At 70.8% G+C, this 18489-nt stretch carries 16 protein-coding genes; all 16 read left to right on the top strand.

The annotated features are described in order from the left end of the window. Entirely contained in the window at positions 1-927 is a 927-nt protein-coding gene (rsmH, locus tag ACX12L_RS19300) for a 16S rRNA (cytosine(1402)-N(4))-methyltransferase RsmH (RefSeq protein ID WP_459264062.1), read from the top strand. Continuing rightward, positions 924-1238: a cell division protein FtsL gene (ftsL, locus tag ACX12L_RS19295; RefSeq protein WP_459264061.1), complete on the top strand. Its 315-nt coding sequence runs from the start codon at positions 924-926 to the stop codon at positions 1236-1238. The genes rsmH and ftsL overlap by 4 nt, the downstream gene beginning before the upstream one ends. Next, positions 1235-2983: a peptidoglycan D,D-transpeptidase FtsI family protein gene (locus tag ACX12L_RS19290; protein WP_459264060.1), complete on the top strand. Its 1749-nt coding sequence runs from the start codon at positions 1235-1237 to the stop codon at positions 2981-2983. The genes ftsL and ACX12L_RS19290 overlap by 4 nt, the downstream gene beginning before the upstream one ends. Next, a complete protein-coding gene (locus ACX12L_RS19285) occupies positions 2980-4485 on the top strand; it encodes a UDP-N-acetylmuramoyl-L-alanyl-D-glutamate--2,6-diaminopimelate ligase (protein WP_459264059.1) in 1506 nt (501 codons plus the stop codon). Before ACX12L_RS19290 ends, ACX12L_RS19285 begins: the two co-directional genes overlap by 4 nt. Beyond that, on the top strand, positions 4482-5873 hold the full coding sequence (locus ACX12L_RS19280) for a UDP-N-acetylmuramoyl-tripeptide--D-alanyl-D-alanine ligase (protein WP_459264058.1): 1392 nt from the start codon (positions 4482-4484) through the stop codon (positions 5871-5873). The genes ACX12L_RS19285 and ACX12L_RS19280 overlap by 4 nt, the downstream gene beginning before the upstream one ends. After that, positions 5864-7042 (top strand): phospho-N-acetylmuramoyl-pentapeptide-transferase, encoded by a 1179-nt coding sequence (gene mraY, locus ACX12L_RS19275; RefSeq protein ID WP_459264057.1) that lies wholly within the window; start codon positions 5864-5866, stop codon positions 7040-7042. The genes ACX12L_RS19280 and mraY overlap by 10 nt, the downstream gene beginning before the upstream one ends. Beyond that, complete coding sequence (gene murD, locus ACX12L_RS19270) at positions 7039-8820, top strand: UDP-N-acetylmuramoyl-L-alanine--D-glutamate ligase (protein ID WP_459264056.1); 1782 nt, start codon at positions 7039-7041, stop codon at positions 8818-8820. Before mraY ends, murD begins: the two co-directional genes overlap by 4 nt. Next, entirely contained in the window at positions 8817-10088 is a 1272-nt protein-coding gene (ftsW, locus tag ACX12L_RS19265; RefSeq protein ID WP_459264055.1) for a putative lipid II flippase FtsW, read from the top strand. Before murD ends, ftsW begins: the two co-directional genes overlap by 4 nt. Before the next feature lie 79 nt (positions 10089-10167). Continuing rightward, entirely contained in the window at positions 10168-11235 is a 1068-nt protein-coding gene (gene murG, locus ACX12L_RS19260) for an undecaprenyldiphospho-muramoylpentapeptide beta-N-acetylglucosaminyltransferase (protein WP_459264054.1), read from the top strand. After that, positions 11232-12665, top strand: coding sequence for a UDP-N-acetylmuramate--L-alanine ligase (gene murC / locus ACX12L_RS19255; RefSeq protein WP_459264053.1), 1434 nt, complete (start codon positions 11232-11234; stop codon positions 12663-12665). The genes murG and murC overlap by 4 nt, the downstream gene beginning before the upstream one ends. Further along, positions 12662-13630, top strand: a complete 969-nt coding sequence (locus ACX12L_RS19250) for a D-alanine--D-alanine ligase (RefSeq protein WP_459264052.1) — start codon at positions 12662-12664, stop codon at positions 13628-13630. The genes murC and ACX12L_RS19250 overlap by 4 nt, the downstream gene beginning before the upstream one ends. 4 nt (positions 13631-13634) lie before the next feature. Beyond that, a complete protein-coding gene (locus ACX12L_RS19245) occupies positions 13635-14507 on the top strand; it encodes a cell division protein FtsQ/DivIB (protein ID WP_459264051.1) in 873 nt (290 codons plus the stop codon). Positions 14508-14512: 5 nt separating this feature from the next. Beyond that, positions 14513-15742: a cell division protein FtsA gene (gene ftsA, locus ACX12L_RS19240; RefSeq protein ID WP_459264050.1), complete on the top strand. Its 1230-nt coding sequence runs from the start codon at positions 14513-14515 to the stop codon at positions 15740-15742. 171 nt (positions 15743-15913) lie between these two features. Then, a complete protein-coding gene (gene ftsZ / locus ACX12L_RS19235) occupies positions 15914-17134 on the top strand; it encodes a cell division protein FtsZ (protein ID WP_459264049.1) in 1221 nt (406 codons plus the stop codon). Between the two features lie 122 nt (positions 17135-17256). After that, positions 17257-18180, top strand: coding sequence for a UDP-3-O-acyl-N-acetylglucosamine deacetylase (lpxC, locus tag ACX12L_RS19230; protein WP_459264048.1), 924 nt, complete (start codon positions 17257-17259; stop codon positions 18178-18180). A 9-nt stretch (positions 18181-18189) separates the two neighbouring features. Then, entirely contained in the window at positions 18190-18366 is a 177-nt protein-coding gene (locus tag ACX12L_RS19225) for a hypothetical protein (RefSeq protein WP_459264047.1), read from the top strand. The last annotated feature ends 123 nt before the right edge of the window (positions 18367-18489 follow it).

Genomic DNA, 18489 nt, shown 5'->3' with positions numbered 1-18489 from the left:
GTGAACCAGCCCCTGCAGCACACCACGGTTTTGCTGGATGAAGCGGTAAGCGCCCTTCTCGGTGGAGGCGCCGCGCCTGCCGGCACCTTCGTCGATGGCACCTTCGGACGGGGAGGGCATGCGCGGCTTATCCTGCAGCGGCTTGGCGCCCAGGGGCGCCTGGTGGCCTTCGACAAGGACCCCGAAGCCATTCACGAAGCGGCGCGCATCCACGATGCGCGCTTTTCCATTCGGCACCAGGGGTTCAGCCACTTGGGCGAGCTGCCCGCCGCCAGCGTCGCCGGCGTACTGCTGGACCTGGGCATCAGCTCGCCGCAGATCGACGATCCGGCGCGGGGTTTCAGCTTCCGCTTCGACGGCCCGCTGGACATGCGCATGGACACGACGCGCGGCCAGAGCGTGGCCGAGTGGCTGGCAGAGGCCGAAGCGGCGCAGATTGCGGAGGTGATACGTGACTACGGTGAAGAACGGTTTGCTGGCCCCATTGCAAAGGCGATTGTTGCTAGGCGCACGCAGAGCGGCCCCATTGCCGGCACCGCCGAGCTGGCCGACATCGTGGCTGGCGCGGTCAAGACCCGCGAGCCGGGCCAGAACCCTGCAACGCGCACATTTCAGGCTCTTCGGATTTTCATCAACGCCGAGCTTGAGGAACTGCAGCAGGCGCTAGAGGCCAGCCTCGCGGTGCTCGCGCCCGGCGGGCGGTTGGTCGTGATCAGCTTCCATTCGCTGGAAGACCGCATCGTCAAGCAGTTCATCGCGCGGCATTCCAAGGAGGTGTTCGACCGCCGGGCGCCGTTTGCCGCGCCCACGCCCATGCGCCTGAAGGCGCTGGACCGCGTCAAGCCCTCTGCTGCCGAGGTGGCGGCCAACCCGCGCGCGCGCAGCGCCGTGATGCGCGTGGCCGAGCGCACGGAGGTGCCGGCATGACCAGGGTCAGCGCGGTGCTGCTGCTGGCCGTGATGGCCAGCGCGCTCTACCTCGTGCACACGCAGTACCAGTCGCGGCGCTTGTACACCGAGTTCGACCGTGCGCTGGCCGAGTCGCGGCGCCTGGAGACCGAGCACCAGCGCCTGCAGGTGGAAAAGCGCGCCCAGGCCACGCCGCTGCGCGTGGAGCGCCTGGCGCGCGACAAGCTGCAGATGCGCACGGCCACGCCGGCCATCACCCAGTACGTGACGGCCGCGGGCGCTCCCGTGGTGGCGCCCGCGGCGCCCGTGGCGGCGGGGGGCAGGCCATGAGCAGCCGCAGCGTGAACTACACCTCCAGCCCCCTGCTTGCGAGCCGCACGCCGCTGTGGCGCAGCCGCTTCATCGTGGCGCTGATGGCGCTGGGCTTCCTGGCGCTGGCCGGGCGCGCCGCCTACGTGCAGGTGTTCGGCAACGCCTTCTTCCAGCGCCAGGGCGAGGTGCGCTTCGCGCGCACGCTGGAGCTGCCGGCCAACCGCGGCCGCATCCTCGACCGCAACGGCCTGATCCTGGCCTCCAGCGTGCCGGCGGCCAGTATCTGGGCCATTCCCGAGGACGTGGAGACCGACAAGCCCGAGGTGAAGCCCAAGCTCAAGGAGCTCGCGCGCCTCATGGGCATGCCCCTGCCCGCGCTCATGGCCAAGCTGGCCGACGAGGACAAGACCTTCGTGTGGATCAAGCGCCAGCTCGACTGGGACGTGGGCCAGCAGATCCATGCCCTCGGCATCAAGGGCATCTACCAGCGCAAGGAATACAAGCGCCAGTACCCCGAGGGCGAATCGGCCGCCCACGTGGTGGGCTTCACCAACGTGGAGGACCATGGCCAGGAGGGCATGGAGCTGGCCTTCGACAAGGAGCTGGCCGGCAAGCCCGGCTCGCGCCGCGTCATCAAGGACCGCCTGGGCCGCGTGGTCGAGGGCGTGGGCGCCGACGTGCTGCCCGTCGACGGCAAGGACATGCAGCTCTCGATCGACAGCAAGGTGCAGTTCTTCGCCTACCAGAAGCTGCGCGACACCGTGACCGAGCACAAGGCCAAGGCCGGCAGCGTGGTTGTGCTCGACGCCCACACGGGCGAGGTGCTGGCGCTGGCCAACTACCCCAGCTACGACCCCGGCAAGCGCGTGAACCTGACGGGCGAGCAGCTGCGCAACCGCGCGCTCACCGACGTGTTCGAGCCCGGCTCGACCATGAAGCCCATCACCATAGGCTTGGCGCTCAACAGCGGGCGCGTGCGGCCCGAGACCGTGATCGACACCACGCCCGGGCGCATCACCATCACCGGCTCCACCATCAGCGACACGCACAACTACGGCGTGCTCACCGTGGAGGGCGTGATCCAGAAGTCGAGCAACGTGGGCACGACCAAGATCGCCATGCAGATGCCCGCGCAGGAGATGTGGGAGACCTTCTCCGCCGTGGGTTTCGGGCAGAAGCCCCAGATCACCTTCCCCGGCGCGGTCAGCGGCCGCCTGCGCCCGTACAAGAGCTGGCGGCCCGTGGAGCAGGCCACCATGTCCTACGGCTACGGCCTGTCGGCCAGCCTGTTCCAGATGGCGCGCTCCTACACCGTGTTCGCCAACGGCGGCAAGGTGATCGGCGCCACCATGCTCAAGACCGACCAGCCCGCCGTGGGCGTGCCGGTGTTCTCCGAGCGCACCGCCAACCAGGTGCGCAAGATGCTGCAGATGGCCGCCGGCCCCGGCGGCACGGGCCAGAAGGCGCAGACCGTGGGCTACTCGGTGGGCGGCAAGTCGGGCACGGCGCGCAAGCAGGTGGGCAAGAGCTATGCCTCGGGCAAGTACCGCGCCTGGTTCACGGGCCTGGCGCCCATCGACAAGCCGCGCATCATCGTCGCCGTGATGATTGACGAGCCGAGCAACGGCGTGATCTACGGCGGCGCCGTGGCCGCCCCCGTGTTCAGCGAGGTGGTGCAGCAGACGCTGCGCATGATGGGCGTGGCGCCCGACATGGCCGTCAAGCCGCTGATCGTCACCAACGCGGTGGAGGAGTCGCTGTGAGCGCGCCGCAGGCACTGGCATCCGTGGACGCGGCCGTGGCCTGGCTGCGCGCGCGCGTCACGGGCACGCTGCAGACCGACAGCCGGCTCGTCGCGCCGGGCGACGCCTTCATCGCCTGGCCCGGCGCGGCTACCGACGGGCGCGCCCACGTGGGCGACGCCATGGCGCGCGGCGCCGTGGCCTGCCTGGTGGAGCAGGAGGGCGTGGAGTCCTTCGGCCTCGCGGGCGCGCACATCGCGGCGCTTGCCGGCCTCAAGGCCGCCACCGGGCTCATCGCGGCCGAATGGTTCGGCCGGCCCAGCGAGCGCCTGCAGGTGCTGGCCGTGACCGGTACCAATGGCAAGACCAGCACCGCCTGGTGGCTCGCCGATGCGCTCAACGGGCTATCGAAAAAGGAGCTGCCCGCGCTTGCCAGGTGTGCCCTGGTGGGCACTTTGGGCATGGGCGTACCGCCCGGGCTGAGCAGCACCGGCATGACCACGCCCGACCCCGTGCGCCTGCAGCGCGCCTTCGCGCAGTTCGCTCAAGAGGGGCTGGGGGCCTGCGCCATCGAGGCCTCGTCCATCGGCCTGGCCGAGCAGCGCCTGGCCGGCACGCAGATAAGCGTGGCCCTGTTCACCAACTTCACGCAGGACCACCTGGACTACCACTCCGACATGGCCGCCTACTGGCAGGCCAAGCGCGTGCTGTTCGACTGGCACGGCCTGCGCGCGGCCGTGGTCAACATCGACGACGCGCATGGCGCGCGGCTCCATGCCGAACTGCAGGGGCGCGGCCTGGACCTGTGGAGCGTCTCCATCCAGGGCCCGGCGCGGCTGCGGGCGCAAGACATCGTGCACCGCGGCGCGGGCCTGGCCTTCACCGTGGCCGAGGGCACGCAGGCCCTGCCGCTGCAGACGCGGCTCATCGGCCTGTACAACGTGTCCAACCTGCTGGGCGTGATTGCCGGCATGCGCGCCCTGGGCGTGCCGCTGGCGCGGGCGCTCGACGCCTGCGCGCGGCTCGCGCCCGTGCCCGGCCGCATGGAGCAGCTGGCCTTCGCGGGCCAGCCTCTGGTGGCCGTGGACTACGCCCACACGCCCGACGCGCTGCACCAGGCGCTGGCGGCGCTGCGGCCCATGGCGGCGCAGCGCGGCGGCCGGCTGTGGTGCGTGTTCGGCTGCGGCGGCAACCGCGACGCGGGCAAGCGCCCGCTGATGGGCGCCGTGGCGCAGCGCGAGGCGGACCGCGTCATCGTCACCAGCGACAACCCGCGCGGCGAGGAGCCGCGCGCCATCATCCACCAGATCCTGCTGGGCACGATCGCCTCTACCTGCGTGCGCGCCGAGGAAGACCGCGCCGCCGCTATTTGCCTGGCCGTGGCCGAGGCCGAAGCCGCCGACGTGGTGCTGATCGCCGGCAAGGGCCACGAGGACTACCAGGAGACGGCCGGCCGGCGCCAGCCGTTTTCCGACATGGCGCATGCGCGCGCCGCGCTCGCGCGCCGAGGAGCAGCGGCATGAGCCACGCCAGCACGACCCCCATGATGACCCTGCGGCAGGCCTTCGAGCTGCTGCGCGCGCGCATACCCGCGGCGCGCCTGGTGGGCGACGGCGCCAGGCCGCTCATGCGCGTGCACACCGACACGCGCACGCTGGCCGCGGGCGACCTGTTCGTGGCCCTGAAGGGCGAGCGCTTCGACGCCAACGGCTTCCTGCCCCAGGCGCGCGCGGCAGGCGCTGCCGCCGCCATCGCCCATGGCGCCCTGGAGGCCGCAGGCCTGCCGGGCGTGGAGGTGCCCGACACGCTGGCCGCCCTGGGCGCGCTGGCCGCCGGCTGGCGTGCGCAGCGGACGCTGCCGCTGGTCGCGGTGACCGGCAGCAACGGCAAGACCACGGTCACGCAGATGATCGCCGCCGTGCTGCGCGCCTGGAAGGGCGATGCGGCTTTGGCCACGCAGGGCAACTTCAACAACGACGTGGGCCTGCCCCTCACGCTGCTGCGCCTGCGCCCCGTGCACGAGGCGGCGGTGGTCGAGCTGGGCATGAACCATCCGGGCGAGATCGCCTACCTGGCCGGCATCGCGCGGCCCACGGTGGCCCTGGTCAACAACGCCCAGCGCGAGCACCTGGAGTTCATGCACACGGTGGAGGCCGTGGCGCGCGAGAACGGCAGCGTGCTGGCCGCGCTGTGCGCCGGCGGCGCCGCGGTGTTCCCCGCCGCCGACGCGTTCACGCCGCTGTGGCGCGAACTGGCGGGCGCGCACCGCTGCATCACCTTCGGCGGCGACGCGGCCGACGTGCGCTGCGCGCACGCGCAGTGGCAGGACGGCGCCTGGCATCTGCGCGTGCAGACGCCCCAGGGCGCGTTCGACACGCTTCTCTCCATCGCCGGGCGGCACAACGTCACGAATGCGCTGGCCGCCGCCGCCTGCGCCCTGGCCGCCGGCGCGCCGCTGGCCGCCATCGCCCGGGGCCTGGCGGCCTTCGAGCCGGTCAAGGGGCGTTCGCGCGCGTTCGCGGTGCGCTGCCAGGGCCGCGCCATCACGGTGGTGGACGACAGCTACAACGCCAACCCCGACTCCGTGCGCGCCGCCATCGACGTGCTGGCCGAGCTGCCCGGCCCGCGCCTGCTGGTGCTCGGCGACATGGGCGAGGTGGGCGGGCAGGGGCCGCAGTTCCACGCCGAGGCCGGCGCCCATGCGCGCAGCAGAGGCATAGAGCAGGTGTTCGCCCTGGGCGCGCTCAGCGCCTACGTGGCGGGGGCGCGGCATTTCGAGGACATGGCATCGCTGATCGCGGCGGTGCGCGCACTGCTGCCCGGGGTGGGCAGCGTGCTGGTGAAGGGATCGCGCTTCATGAAGATGGAACGGGTGGTGCAGGCCATTGAAGAGGAGGGCGCATGCTCCTGATGCTGTCCCAATGGCTGCAGGGCCTGTCGCCCGACTTCAGCTTCCTGCGCGTGTTCCAGTACCTCACCTTCCGCGCGGTGATGGCGGCCCTGACGGCGCTGCTCATCGGCCTGATGGCCGGCCCCAGGGTCATCCGCATGCTGACCGCGCTGAAGATCGGCCAGCCCATCCGCGGCTATGCGATGCAGTCGCACCTGTCCAAGAGCGGCACGCCCACCATGGGCGGCGTGATGATCCTGGGCTCCATCGCGCTGTCCACGCTGCTGTGGTTCGACCTGTCCAACCGCTTCGTGTGGATCGTGCTGGCCGTCACGCTGGGCTTCGGCGCCATCGGCTGGGTGGACGACTGGCGCAAGGTGGTCAACAAGGACCCCGAGGGCATGCGCTCGCGCGAGAAGTATTTCTGGCAGTCCGTGATCGGCCTGGCCGCGGCGCTCTACCTGGTGTTCTGCATTTCCGAGAACTCCAACGCGCGCGTGTTCGAGCTGTTCGTCACCTGGGTGCGCTCGGGCTTCTCGCTGGACCTGCCCCCGAAGGCCGGCCTGCTCGTGCCCTTCTTCAAGGAGGTGAGCTACCCGCTGGGCGTGCTGGGCTTCGTGGTGCTCACCTACCTCGTGATCGTGGGCGCGAGCAACGCCGTGAACCTGACCGACGGGCTGGACGGCCTGGCCATCATGCCGGTGATCATGGTCGGCTCGTCGCTGGGCATCTTCGCCTACGTGACGGGCAACGCCGGCTTCGCCAAGTACCTGCTGTTCCCGCACATCGCGGGCTCGGGCGAACTCTTGATCTTCTGCGCGGCCATGGCCGGGGCGGGCCTGGCCTTCCTGTGGTTCAACGCGCACCCGGCCCAGGTCTTCATGGGCGACGTGGGCGCGCTGGCCCTGGGCGCGGCGCTGGGCACCATCGCCGTCATCGTGCGCCAGGAGATCGTGCTGGCCATCATGGGCGGCATCTTCGTGGTCGAGGCCCTGTCGGTGATGCTGCAGGTGACCTGGTTCAAGTACACCAAGCGCCGCTACGGCGAGGGCCGGCGCCTGCTCAGGATGGCGCCGCTGCACCACCATTTCGAGAAGAGCGGCTGGAAGGAGACGCAGGTCGTCGTGCGCTTCTGGATCATCACCATGCTGCTGTGCCTCGTGGGCCTGTCCACCCTGAAACTGCGATGAACGACGAACGCCCCGATCTCCCGAACCCCGAGACGCCCGCTCCCGAAGCGGCGGCCCCGGCGGCTGCGCCCGCGCTCGACTACCAGGCGCCGGCCGTCTCCGCAGCCGATCAGGCCAAGGAGTTCGTCGCGCGCATCTTCTCGGACATGGGCGGCGCCGAAGAGCCCGCCGCGCAGCCGCAGCAGCCCCCGCAAGAAGAGGCCGGCGCCGCGCCCGAAAGCGAAAGCCAGCTGCCCGCCATCCGCCCCGGCGAGGTACTCGGCTACATGGCGGGCCGCCGCGTGCTGGTGCTGGGCCTGGGCGCCTCGGGCCTGGCGATGGCGCGCTGGTGCGCGCGCTGCGGCGCGCAGGTGACGGTGGCCGACACGCGCGCGAACCCGCCGCAGCTCGCCCAGCTGCGCGCCGAGCTGCCGCAGCTCGAATGCATCGCCGGGCCGTTCGGCGCCGCGCTGGTCGAGGGCCGCGCGCTGGATGCGGTCTACCGCTCGCCCGGCCTCGCGCCTGCCGACGTTGCTCCTGTCGCGATAGCTGCCAGCGCCCGCCAGATAAGCGTGGAAGGCGAATTGGGCTTGTATTCCGAGGCATTGCGCGAGCTGCGCGCGCGCCACGGCTACGCGCCCGCAGTGCTCGCCATCACGGGCACCAACGGCAAGACCACGGTCACCTCGCTCACCGGCCTGCTCGCCGACTGCGCGGGCAAGAGCGTGGCGGTGGCCGGCAACATCGGCCCCACGCTGCTGGACACGCTGGCCACGCGCCTGGACGCGGGCCAACTGCCCGAGGTCTGGGTGCTGGAGCTGTCGAGCTTCCAGCTCGACGGCGTGCAGGGCTTCGAGCCCACGGCCGCCGCCGTGCTCAACGTCACGCAGGACCACCTGGACTGGCACGGCAGCATGCAGGCCTATGCCCAGGCCAAGGCGCGCATCTTCGGGGCGACGGGCCTGATGGTCCTCAACCGCGACGACCCGCTCGTCATGGACATGCTGCCGCCGCCCGTGCGCGTGAAGCTGCAGAAGCCCCAGCTGCGCGCCCACGTGACCTTCGGTGGCGACATGCCGCAGCGCCCCGGCGACTTCGGCATCGAGGTGGTGAGCGGCATGGCCTGGCTCGTGCGCGCGCACGAGGCCGACGAGACCGCGCGCCGCGGCAAGGTGCAGGAGGCCGATCTGCACGTGCAGCGCCTCATGCCCGCCGACGCGCTGCGCATTCGCGGCCGCCACAACGCGCTGAACGCGCTGGCCGCGCTGGCGCTGGCCCAGGCGGCGGGCTGCGCGCTCGCGCCCATGCTCTACGGCCTGCGCGAATACCGCGGCGAGCCGCACCGCGTGGAGCCCGTGGGCATGGTGCAGGGCGTGGAGTACTTCGACGACAGCAAGGGCACCAACGTGGGCGCCACCGTGGCTGCGCTCACCGGCCTGGGGGCCGACCGGCGCCTGGTGCTCATCCTGGGCGGCGACGGCAAGGGCCAGGACTTCTCGCCGCTGGCCGCGCCCGTGGTGCGCTACGCCCGCGCCGTGGTGCTGATCGGCCGCGACGGGCCGCAGATCCGCGCCGCGCTCGAAGGCTGCGGCGTGCCGCTGCTCGATGCCGCGACGCTGCCCGAGGCCGTGCAGCTGGCCAGCCAGCGCGCCCATGCGGGCGACGCGGTGCTGATGTCGCCGGCCTGCGCCAGCTTCGACATGTTCGACAACTACGCCCATCGCGCCCGCGTGTTCTGCGAGGCCGTGCAGGCGCTGGCCGAGGACGCAGGCCAGACGCTCGAAGGGGGGCACGCATGACCGCCGCCGCACGCCCCAGCCTGTGGCAGCGCCTGCGCGCCCTGGCCGGCGCGCAGCCGGCGAAGACGGCCGACGTGCTGCCCGTGCGCGTGGGCGGCACCGAATACCGCCGCACCACGGCCACGCCCGCGCGCGTGCTGGGTTTCGACCAGGCGCTGCTGTGGGTGGTGGTGCTGCTGCTGGCCTTCAGCGTGGTGATGGTGTATTCGGCCTCCATCGCCATGCCCGACAACCCGCGCTTCGGCAACATCGCGTCCACGCATTTCGTCGTGCGCCACGTGGTGGCCATAGGCGTGGGCTTCGTGGCCGCGCTGCTGGCGTTCCAGGTGCCCATGAACACCTGGGAGCGCATGGCGCCGTGGCTGTTCGTGGCCTCCATCGCGCTGCTCGTCGCCGTGCTGATCCCGCACGTGGGCACGGTGGTCAACGGCGCGCGGCGCTGGCTGTCGCTGGGCATCATGAACTTCCAGCCGTCGGAGCTGGCCAAGTTCACCGTGCTCGTCTACGCCTCGGACTACATGGTGCGCAAGATGGAGGTCAAGGAGCGGTTCTTCCGCGCCGTGCTGCCCATGGGCGTGGCCGTGGCGCTGGTGGGCGCGCTGCTGCTGGCCGAGCCCGACATGGGCGCCTTCATGGTGATCGCCGTGATCGCCATGGGCATCCTGTTCCTGGGCGGCGTGAACGCGCGCATGTTCTTCCTGATCGCCGCCGTGCTGGTGGCGGCCTTCGCCGTCATCGTGATGACCAGCCCCTGGCGGCGCGAGCGCATCTTCGCCTACCTCGACCCGTTCAGCGAGGCGCACGCGCTGGGCAAGGGCTACCAGCTCTCGCACGCGCTCATCGCCATCGGCCGCGGCGAGATCTTCGGCGTGGGCCTGGGCGGCAGCGTGGAGAAGCTCCACTGGCTGCCCGAGGCGCACACCGACTTCCTGCTGGCCGTGATCGGCGAGGAATTCGGCCTCGTGGGCATGCTCGTGCTCATCGTATGCTTCCTGTGGCTCACGCGGCGCATCATGCAGATCGGCCGCCAGGCCATCGCGCTGGACCGGGTGTTCTCGGGCCTGGTGGCCCAGGGCGTGGGGATCTGGATGGGCTTCCAGGCCTTCATCAACATGGGCGTGAACCTGGGCGCGCTGCCCACCAAGGGGCTCACGCTGCCGCTCATGAGCTTCGGCGGCTCGGCCATCCTCATGAACCTCGTGGCGATCGCGGTGGTGCTGCGGGTGGATTATGAAAACAAACTTCTCATGCGCGGAGGCCGCGCATGAGAAGTTTGTTTCACCAGAACAAGCTGCGGCCGTGCGCAAGCACGGCCAGGCGCGTAGCGCCGATGCGCGGAGGCCGCACATGAGCCGGCAGAAAACCGCCCTCATCATGGCCGGCGGCACCGGCGGCCACATCTTCCCGGGGCTGGCCGTGGCCGAGGAGCTGCGCGCGCGCGGCTGGCAGGTGCGCTGGCTGGGCACGCCGGGCAGCATGGAGTCGCGCATCGTGCCGCAGCATGGCTTCGGCGTGGAGACCATCGACTTCTCGGGCGTGCGCGGCAAGGGCCTCGTCACGCTGGCGCTGCTGCCGCTCAGGCTGCTGCGCGCGTTCTGGCAGGCGCTGGCCGTGGTGCGGCGCGTGAGGCCCGACGTGGTGCTCGGCATGGGCGGCTACGTCACCTTCCCCGGCGGCATGATGGCCGTGCTGGCCGGCAGGCCGCTGGTGCTGCACGAGCAGAACTCGGTCGCGGGCATGGCCAACAAGGTGCTGGCCGGCGTGGCCGACCGCATCTTCACGGCCTTCCCCGGCGTCTTCAAGAAGGGGCAGTGGGTGGGCAACCCGCTGCGCACGGCGTTCACGCAGCAAGGCGGCCCTGCCGAGCGCTTCGCGGGCCGCCAGGGGCCGCTCAGGCTGCTGGTCGTGGGAGGGAGCCTGGGCGCGCGCGCGCTCAACGAGATCGTGCCGCAGGCGCTCGCGCTGATCCCCGAGGGGCGGCGCCCCGTCGTCACGCACCAGAGCGGCGCGGCGCAGATCGAGCAGCTGCGCGCCAGCTACGAGGCCGCGGGCGTGCAGGCCGAGCTCACCCCGTTCATCGACGACACGGCCGCGGCCTATGCCGCAGCCGACGTGATCGTCTGCCGCGCGGGCGCGAGCACGGTCACCGAGATCGCCGCCGTGGGCGCGGCCGCGGTGTTCGTGCCGTTCCCGCACGCGGTGGACGACCACCAGACGACCAACGCGCGCTTCCTCGTGGACGCGGGCGGAGGCTGGCTCGTGCAGCAGGCCGACCTGACGCCGCGCGGCCTCGCCGATATGCTATTGAATATGGAGCGCCCTGTGCTGATGGAACGGGCGCTGAAGGCAAAAAACATGCAAAAGACCCAGGCCACCCGCGAGGTGGTTGCCGCTTGCGAGGAGCTGGCCGTATGAAGCAAGCCATTCGCCACATCCACTTCGTCGGCATCGGGGGCTCGGGCATGTGCGGCATCGCCGAGGTGCTGCACAACCTGGGCTACGGCGTCTCGGGCTCGGACCTGGCCGACAGCCCCACGCTGCGCCGCCTGCGCGCGCTGGGCGTGGCCACCCACGTGGGCCATGCGGCCGCGCACATCCAGGGCGCGGACGCGGTCGTCACCTCCACGGCCGTGCAGCAGGACAACCCCGAGGTGCTGGCCGCGCGCGAGCGCAAGATCCCCGTCGTGCCGCGCGCCGTGATGCTGGCCGAGCTCATGCGCCTGCGCAAGGGCATCGCCATCGCGGGCGCGCACGGCAAGACCACCACCACCAGCCTCGTGGCCAGCGTGCTGGCCGAGGCGGGGCTGGACCCCACCTTCGTGATCGGCGGGCGCCTGAACAGCGCGGGCACCAACGCCAAGCTGGGGCAGGGCGAGTACATCGTGGTCGAGGCGGACGAGTCCGACGCATCGTTCCTCAACCTGCTGCCCGTGATGGCCGTGGTCACCAACATCGACGCCGACCACATGGAGACCTACGGCCACGACTTCGGCCGGCTCAAGCAGGCGTTCGTGGACTTCCTGCACCGCATGCCGTTCTACGGCACGGCCATCCTGTGCGTGGACAACCCGGCGATCCGCGACATCCTGCCCAGCGTGACCTGCCCGGTCACGAGCTACGGCCTGTCGGAGGGCGCCGAGGTGCGCGCGCTCGACGTGCGCGCCGTGGGCACGCAGATGCACTTTAGCGTGCAGCGGCGCAACGGCGTCACGCTGCCCGACCTGGATGTGGTGCTCAATCTCGCGGGCGAGCACAACGTGCTCAACGCGCTGGCCGCGATCGCCGTGGCCACCGAGCTCAACGTGCCCGACGAGGCCGTGCTGCGCGCCCTGGCCGGCTTCACCGGCGTGGGCCGGCGCTTCCAGCGCCATGGCGACCTGCCCGCGCAGGACGGCGGGCGCTTCACCCTCATCGAGGACTACGGCCACCACCCCGTGGAGATGGCCGCCACCATGGCTGCGGCGCGCGGCGCCTACCCCGGCCGGCGCCTGGTGCTGGCCTTCCAGCCGCACCGCTACAGCCGCACGCGCGACTGCTTCGAGGACTTCGTGAAGGTGCTGGGCACGGCCGACGCCGTGCTGCTCACCGAGGTCTACGCCGCGGGCGAGGCGCCCATCGTGGCGGCCGACGGCCGGTCGCTGGCGCGCGCGCTGCGCGTGGCCGGCGCGGTGGAGCCGGTGTTCATCGACGACGTGGCCGACATGCCCCAGCGCATCGCCGCCGGCGCGAAGGACGGCGACGTGGTGCTGTGCATGGGCGCGGGCTCGATCGGCGGCGTGCCCGCGAAGATCGTCGAGATGCTTCAAAAAAACGAGCTGCCAGCGCAGGAAGGACGGGCGCAATGACCCAAAATGACCTGAAGATCGACGTGCAGGCGCTGGGCAAGGTGGCCGTGCTCATGGGCGGCGATTCGGCCGAGCGCGAGGTCTCGCTCATGTCCGGCGGCGGCGTGCTGCAGGCGCTGCGCGCGCGCGGCGTCGATGCCCATGCGTTCGACCCCGCGCACGCCGACCTGTCGGAACTCAAGACCCACGGCTACCAGCGCTGCTTCATCGCCCTGCATGGCCGCCACGGCGAGGACGGCACGGTGCAGGGCGCGCTGGAGCTGCTGGGCATCCCCTACACCGGCCCCGGCGTCATGGCCTCCAGCATCGCCATGGACAAGATCATGACCAAGCGCATCTGGCGCTTCGAGGGCCTGCCCACGCCCGACTGGCGGCTCGTCTCCAGCAGCGCCGAGACGGCGCAGGCCTTCCAGGCGCTGGGCGCCCCCATGATCGTCAAGCCCTCGCGCGAGGGCTCCACCATCGGCCTGACCAAGGTCACCTCGCTGGGCCAGTGCGAGCAGGCCTACCGCCTCGCCGCGCAGCACGACCCCGAGGTGCTGTGCGAGCAGTTCATCGACGGCGACGAAACCACCTGCCCGGTGCTGGGCCAGGGCGATGCGGCGCAGGCCCTGCCCGTGATCCGCATCGTGGCGCCGGAGGGCAACTACGACTACCAGAACAAGTACTTCACCGACGTCACGCAGTACCACTGCCCGAGCGGCCTGCCGGAGGCCGAGGAGCGCGAGATCCGGCGCATCGTGGTCCAGGCCTACCGCACCCTGGGCTGCCGCGGCTGGGCGCGCGCCGACATCATGATCCGCGCCAGCGACCGCAAGCCCTTCCTGCTGGAGATCAACACCTCGCCCGGCATGACCGGCCACTCGCTCGTGCCCATGTCGGCCAAGGCCAGCGGCATCAGCTACCCCGACCTGTGCCTGCGCATCCTGGCCAGCGCGTCGCTGGACGCATCGCAGGGGAAGTGACCACATGAACGCCACGCTGCCCGCGCCGTTCGACGTCAGGCTCATGAACATGACCGCCACGGTCCTGTTCGTGGGCTGCGCCGTGGGCGTGCTGGCGGCCGGCGGGACCTGGCTGCTGCGCCAGCCCGCGTTCGCGATCGGGCACATCGCCGTCGAGGGCGACCTGGTGCACACCAGCGCGCTGAGCCTGCGCGCCAACGTGGCGCCGCAGCTCGTGGGCAACTTCTTCACCGTGGACCTGGAGGCCGCGCGCCGCGCCTTCGAACAGGTGCCCTGGGTGCGCAGCGCCCACGTGCGCCGCGAATTCCCGAGCGGCCTGCGCGTACAGCTGCAGGAGCACGACGTGGCGGCCTACTGGGGCCCCGAGGGCAGCGCCACGCTGGTCGACAGCCAGGGCGACGTCTTCGAGGCCGATGCCGACGACGTGGAGCAGGACGGCCTGCCGCGCCTGCTGGGCGCGCCCGGGCGGTCCGCCGAGATGCTGGACATGGTCCGGCGCCTGGCGCCCGTGCTGGAGCCGCTCGCCGCGGGCATCGACACGCTGGAGCTCACGGGCAACGGCGGCTGGCGCGTCGCCCTGGCCGGCGGCGCCGTGCTGGAGCTGGGCAGCGGCACGCAGGACCTGGTGCTCGACCGCGCGCGCCGCCTGGTGAGCACCTTGCCCGGCGTGGCCAGGCAGCAGGGGCGCGGCGTGGACGCGCTGGAATACGCCGACCTGCGCTATGCGGACGGCTACGCGCTGCGCCTGCGCGGGGTGACCACGGTGGCCACCGAGGCGCAGCGCGTGGCCGCCCAGCGCGAGGCGGAGCGCAAGGCGGCGGCGCGCGCGGCGGCACGTGCGCGCGCGGCAGCAAAGAACAACCGAGGGCAGGACTGAGAACTATGGCAAGAGAATACAAAGACGTGGTCGTGGGGCTGGACATCGGCACCGCCAAGGTCATGGCCGTGGTGGCCGAGGTGATGCCGGGCGGCGAGCTCAAGCTCGCCGGCCTGGGCGTGGCGCCCAGCAACGGCCTCAAGCGCGGCGTGGTGGTGAACATCGACGCCACGGTGCAGAGCATCCAGCAGGCCCTCAAGGAGGCCGAGCTGATGGCCGACTGCAAGATCCAGCGCGTCTACACCGGCATCACCGGCAGCCACATCCGCGGCCTCAATTCGAGCGGCATGGTCGCGGTCAAGGACAAGGAAGTCACGCAGGCCGACGTGGCGCGCGTGGTCGAGACCGCCAAGGCCATCAACATCTCCAGCGACCAGCGCCTGCTGCTCGTGGAGCCGCAGGAGTTCGTGATCGACGGGCAGGACGTGAAGGAGCCCATCGGCATGAGCGGCATCCGCCTGGAGGCCAAGATCCACATCGTCACGGGCGCGCAGAGCGCGGCCGAGAACATCATCAAGTGCGTGCGCCGCTGCGGCCTGGAGGTCGAGCAACTGCTGCTCAACCCGCTGGCCAGCAGCCAGGCCGTGCTGACCGACGACGAGCGCGAGCTGGGCGTGGCCGTGGTGGACATCGGCGCGGGCACGACCGACGTGGCCATCTTCACGGGCGGCGCGATCCGCCACACGGCCGTGATACCGATCGCGGGCGACCTGATCACGAGCGACATCGCCATGGCGCTGCGCACGCCCACGAAGGACGCCGAGGACATCAAGGTCGAGAGCGGCTACGCCAAGCAGCTGCTGGCCGACCCCGAGGCGCAGGTCGAAGTGCCGGGCCTGGGCGACCGCAGCCCGCGCATGCTGTCCAAGCAGGCGCTGGCCGGCGTGATCGAGCCGCGCGTGGAGGAGATCTTCTCGCTCGTGCAGCAGGTGGTGCGCGAGTCGGGCTACGAGGAAGTGCTGTCCTCGGGCATCGTGCTCACGGGCGGCAGCTCGGTCATGCCGGGCATGGTGGAGCTGGGCGAGGACATCTTCCTCAAGCCCGTGCGCCGCGGCATCCCCAAGTATTCGAGCGCGCTGGCCGACATGATCGCCCAGCCGCGCGCGGCCACCGTCATGGGCCTGCTCGAAGAGGCGCGCCTGGCGCGCTTGCGCGGCTTCAAGGTGGCGGCCAAGAGCGGCTCGGTGAAGACCGCCTTCGGCCGCTTCAAGGACTTCATCGTGGGGAACTTCTGACATGACGACGGCCCCACTGCTCTGGCTCGCGCGCGCCGGACCGCCCCGCAGGAAACGGGGGCGATGGCGAAGTACCGCCCCGCCCCCCGGCGGGACGACCCGTCACAAGACAAGAACACACACAAACCTTTGGCAATTGCATATCACAACGCAAGTTTCAGGAGCAGCATCATGACCATCGAAATGATCGAGTCCGAAGAGTTCAACCAGGGCACGCAGATCAAGGTGATCGGTGTCGGCGGTGGCGGCGGCAACGCCGTCGCGCACATGATCGCGCGCAGCGTGCAGGGCGTGGAGTTCGTCTGCGCGAACACCGACTCCCAGGCGCTCACGCGCAGCACGGCGCACCGCACCATCCAGCTGGGCAGCAACGGCCTGGGCGCGGGCAGCAAGCCCGACAAGGGCCGCGAGGCCGCCGAGGCCGCGCAGGAGGACATCCGTCAGGCCATCGCCGGCGCGCACATGCTGTTCATCACGGCCGGCATGGGCGGCGGCACGGGCACGGGCGCCGCGCCCGTGATCGCGCGCGTGGCCAAGGAAATGGGCATCCTCACCGTGGGCGTGGTCACCAAGCCCTTCGACTGGGAGGGCGGCCGCCGCATGAAGAACGCCGACGAGGGCCTGGCCGAGCTGGAGGCCAACGTCGATTCGCTGATCGTGGTGCTCAACGAGAAGCTGCTCGAAGTGCTGGGCGACGACATCACCCAGGACGAGGCCTTCGCGCACGCCAACGACGTGCTCAAGAACGCCGTGGGCGGCATCGCCGAGATCATCAACGAGTACGGCCAGGTCAACGTCGACTTCGAGGACGTGCGCACCGTGATGGGCGAGCCCGGCAAGGCCATGATGGGCACGGCCACGGCCAGCGGCCCCGACCGCGCGCGCATCGCCGCCGAGCAGGCCATCGCCTGCCCGCTGCTCGAAGGCATCGACCTCTCGGGCGCCAAGGGCGTGCTGGTGCTGGTCACGGCCAGCAAGGGCAGCCTCAAGCTGTCCGAGTCGCGCCTGGCGATGAACACCATCAACGCCTACGCTTCGCCCGACGCGCACGTCATCTTCGGCGCCGCCTACGACGACACGCTGGGCGACGACATCCGCGTGACCGTCGTGGCCACGGGCCTGTCGCGCCAGAACGCGCGCCGCCAGACCATGCAGGTGGTGCAGTCCCTGCGCACCGGCACCGACAACGTGGCCTACCAGATGCCCATGGCGGGCGCCGCCGTGCCGGGCGGCGTGCTTGGCGGCGCGGCCCAGGCCGAGTACGGCAACATGCAGGTGCCCAGCGTCTGGCGCAGCACCCGCACGGCGGCCACGGCGCGCGTGGACGCGCTGTCCTCGGGCGGCATGGACGAGCTGGAGATCCCCGCGTTCCTGCGCAAGCAGGCGGATTGATTTCCCGCTGCCACAAGCCGGCGTGGCCTGTCCTGGCCGCGCCGGTTTTCCTCTCCCGTTGCTATCGGCGCCATAGCGAAGAGCTGCCTGCCGAATGGGGACGGTCCCACTAAAATCACGCAATGCTCCAGCAACGCACCATCAAGACCCTGACCCGCGCCGTCGGCGTGGGGCTGCACAGCGGCCAGCGGGTCGAGTTGACGCTGCGCCCGGCCCAGCCGGACACGGGCATCGTGTTCCGCCGCGTGGACCTGCCCGAGCCGGTGGACATCCCCATCACCGCGACGGCCGTGGTCGATACGCGCATGGCCTCCACCATCGGCGCGGGCGGAGCCAAGGTGCACACGGTGGAGCACCTCATGTCGGCCTGCGCCGGCCTGGGGCTGGACAACCTGTACATCGACATCACGGCCGAGGAGGTGCCCATCCTCGATGGCTCCTCGGCGTCCTTCGTGTTCCTGCTGCAGAGCGCGGGCGTGCAACTGCAGAACGCGCTCAAGCGCTTCATCCGCGTCAAGCGCCCCGTCGAGGTGCGCGAGGGCGAGGGCACGAGCCTGAAATGGGCGCGCCTGGAGCCCTACCATGGCTTCAAGCTGCGCTTCGAGATCGACTTCGCCCATCCGGCCGTCGATTCCACGGGGCAGAGCGTGGAGTTCGACCTGGGGGAAGGCAACTACGCGCGCGACATCGCCCGCGCGCGCACCTTCGGCTTCACCAAGGACGTGGAGATGCTGCGCACCAGCGGCCTGGCGCTGGGCGGGGGGCTGGACAACGCCATCGTCATGGACGACTACAAGGTGCTCAACGCCGACGGCCTGCGCTACGACGACGAGTTCGCCAAGCACAAGATCCTGGACGCCATGGGCGACCTGTACCTCGTGGGCAAGCCGCTGCTGGCGGCCTACAGCGCCTTCCGCTCGGGCCACGGCATGAACAACCAGCTGCTGCGCGCGCTGCTGGCCCAGCCCGACGCCTGGGAGGTCGTGAGCTTCGACAACGAGCGCCAGGCGCCCACGGGCTTCGCCCAGCCGGCGCGCGCCTGGTAGCGGGCCGCCATGCTGCTCTTTCGCTGGGCCGTCATGCTGCTGCTGCTCGTGGCGGCCGTGTCGTTCGTCTTCTTCGCGGCCACGGGTCAGCAGCGCTACAAGCGCTTCGGGCTCGTGACCGTCAAGTGGACCGTCATCGCGGCGGCCATGTTCTTCCTGGTGCTGATCCTTGAACGCGTGCTCTAGGGCGAATCGACATTCAGAGCGACGCGCATGGGAAATGAGACGATACAGGTAGGAGGAAACCAGCCTGAATGTCTCGCCCGAGCCGCTACGAACTGACAGATCACCAATGGGAACGTCTTGAGG

The sequence above is a fragment of the Alicycliphilus sp. T452 genome (assembly GCF_054512775.1).
Note: the sequence above shows the minus strand (reverse complement) of the source record. Positions and strands in the feature narration are given on the sequence as shown.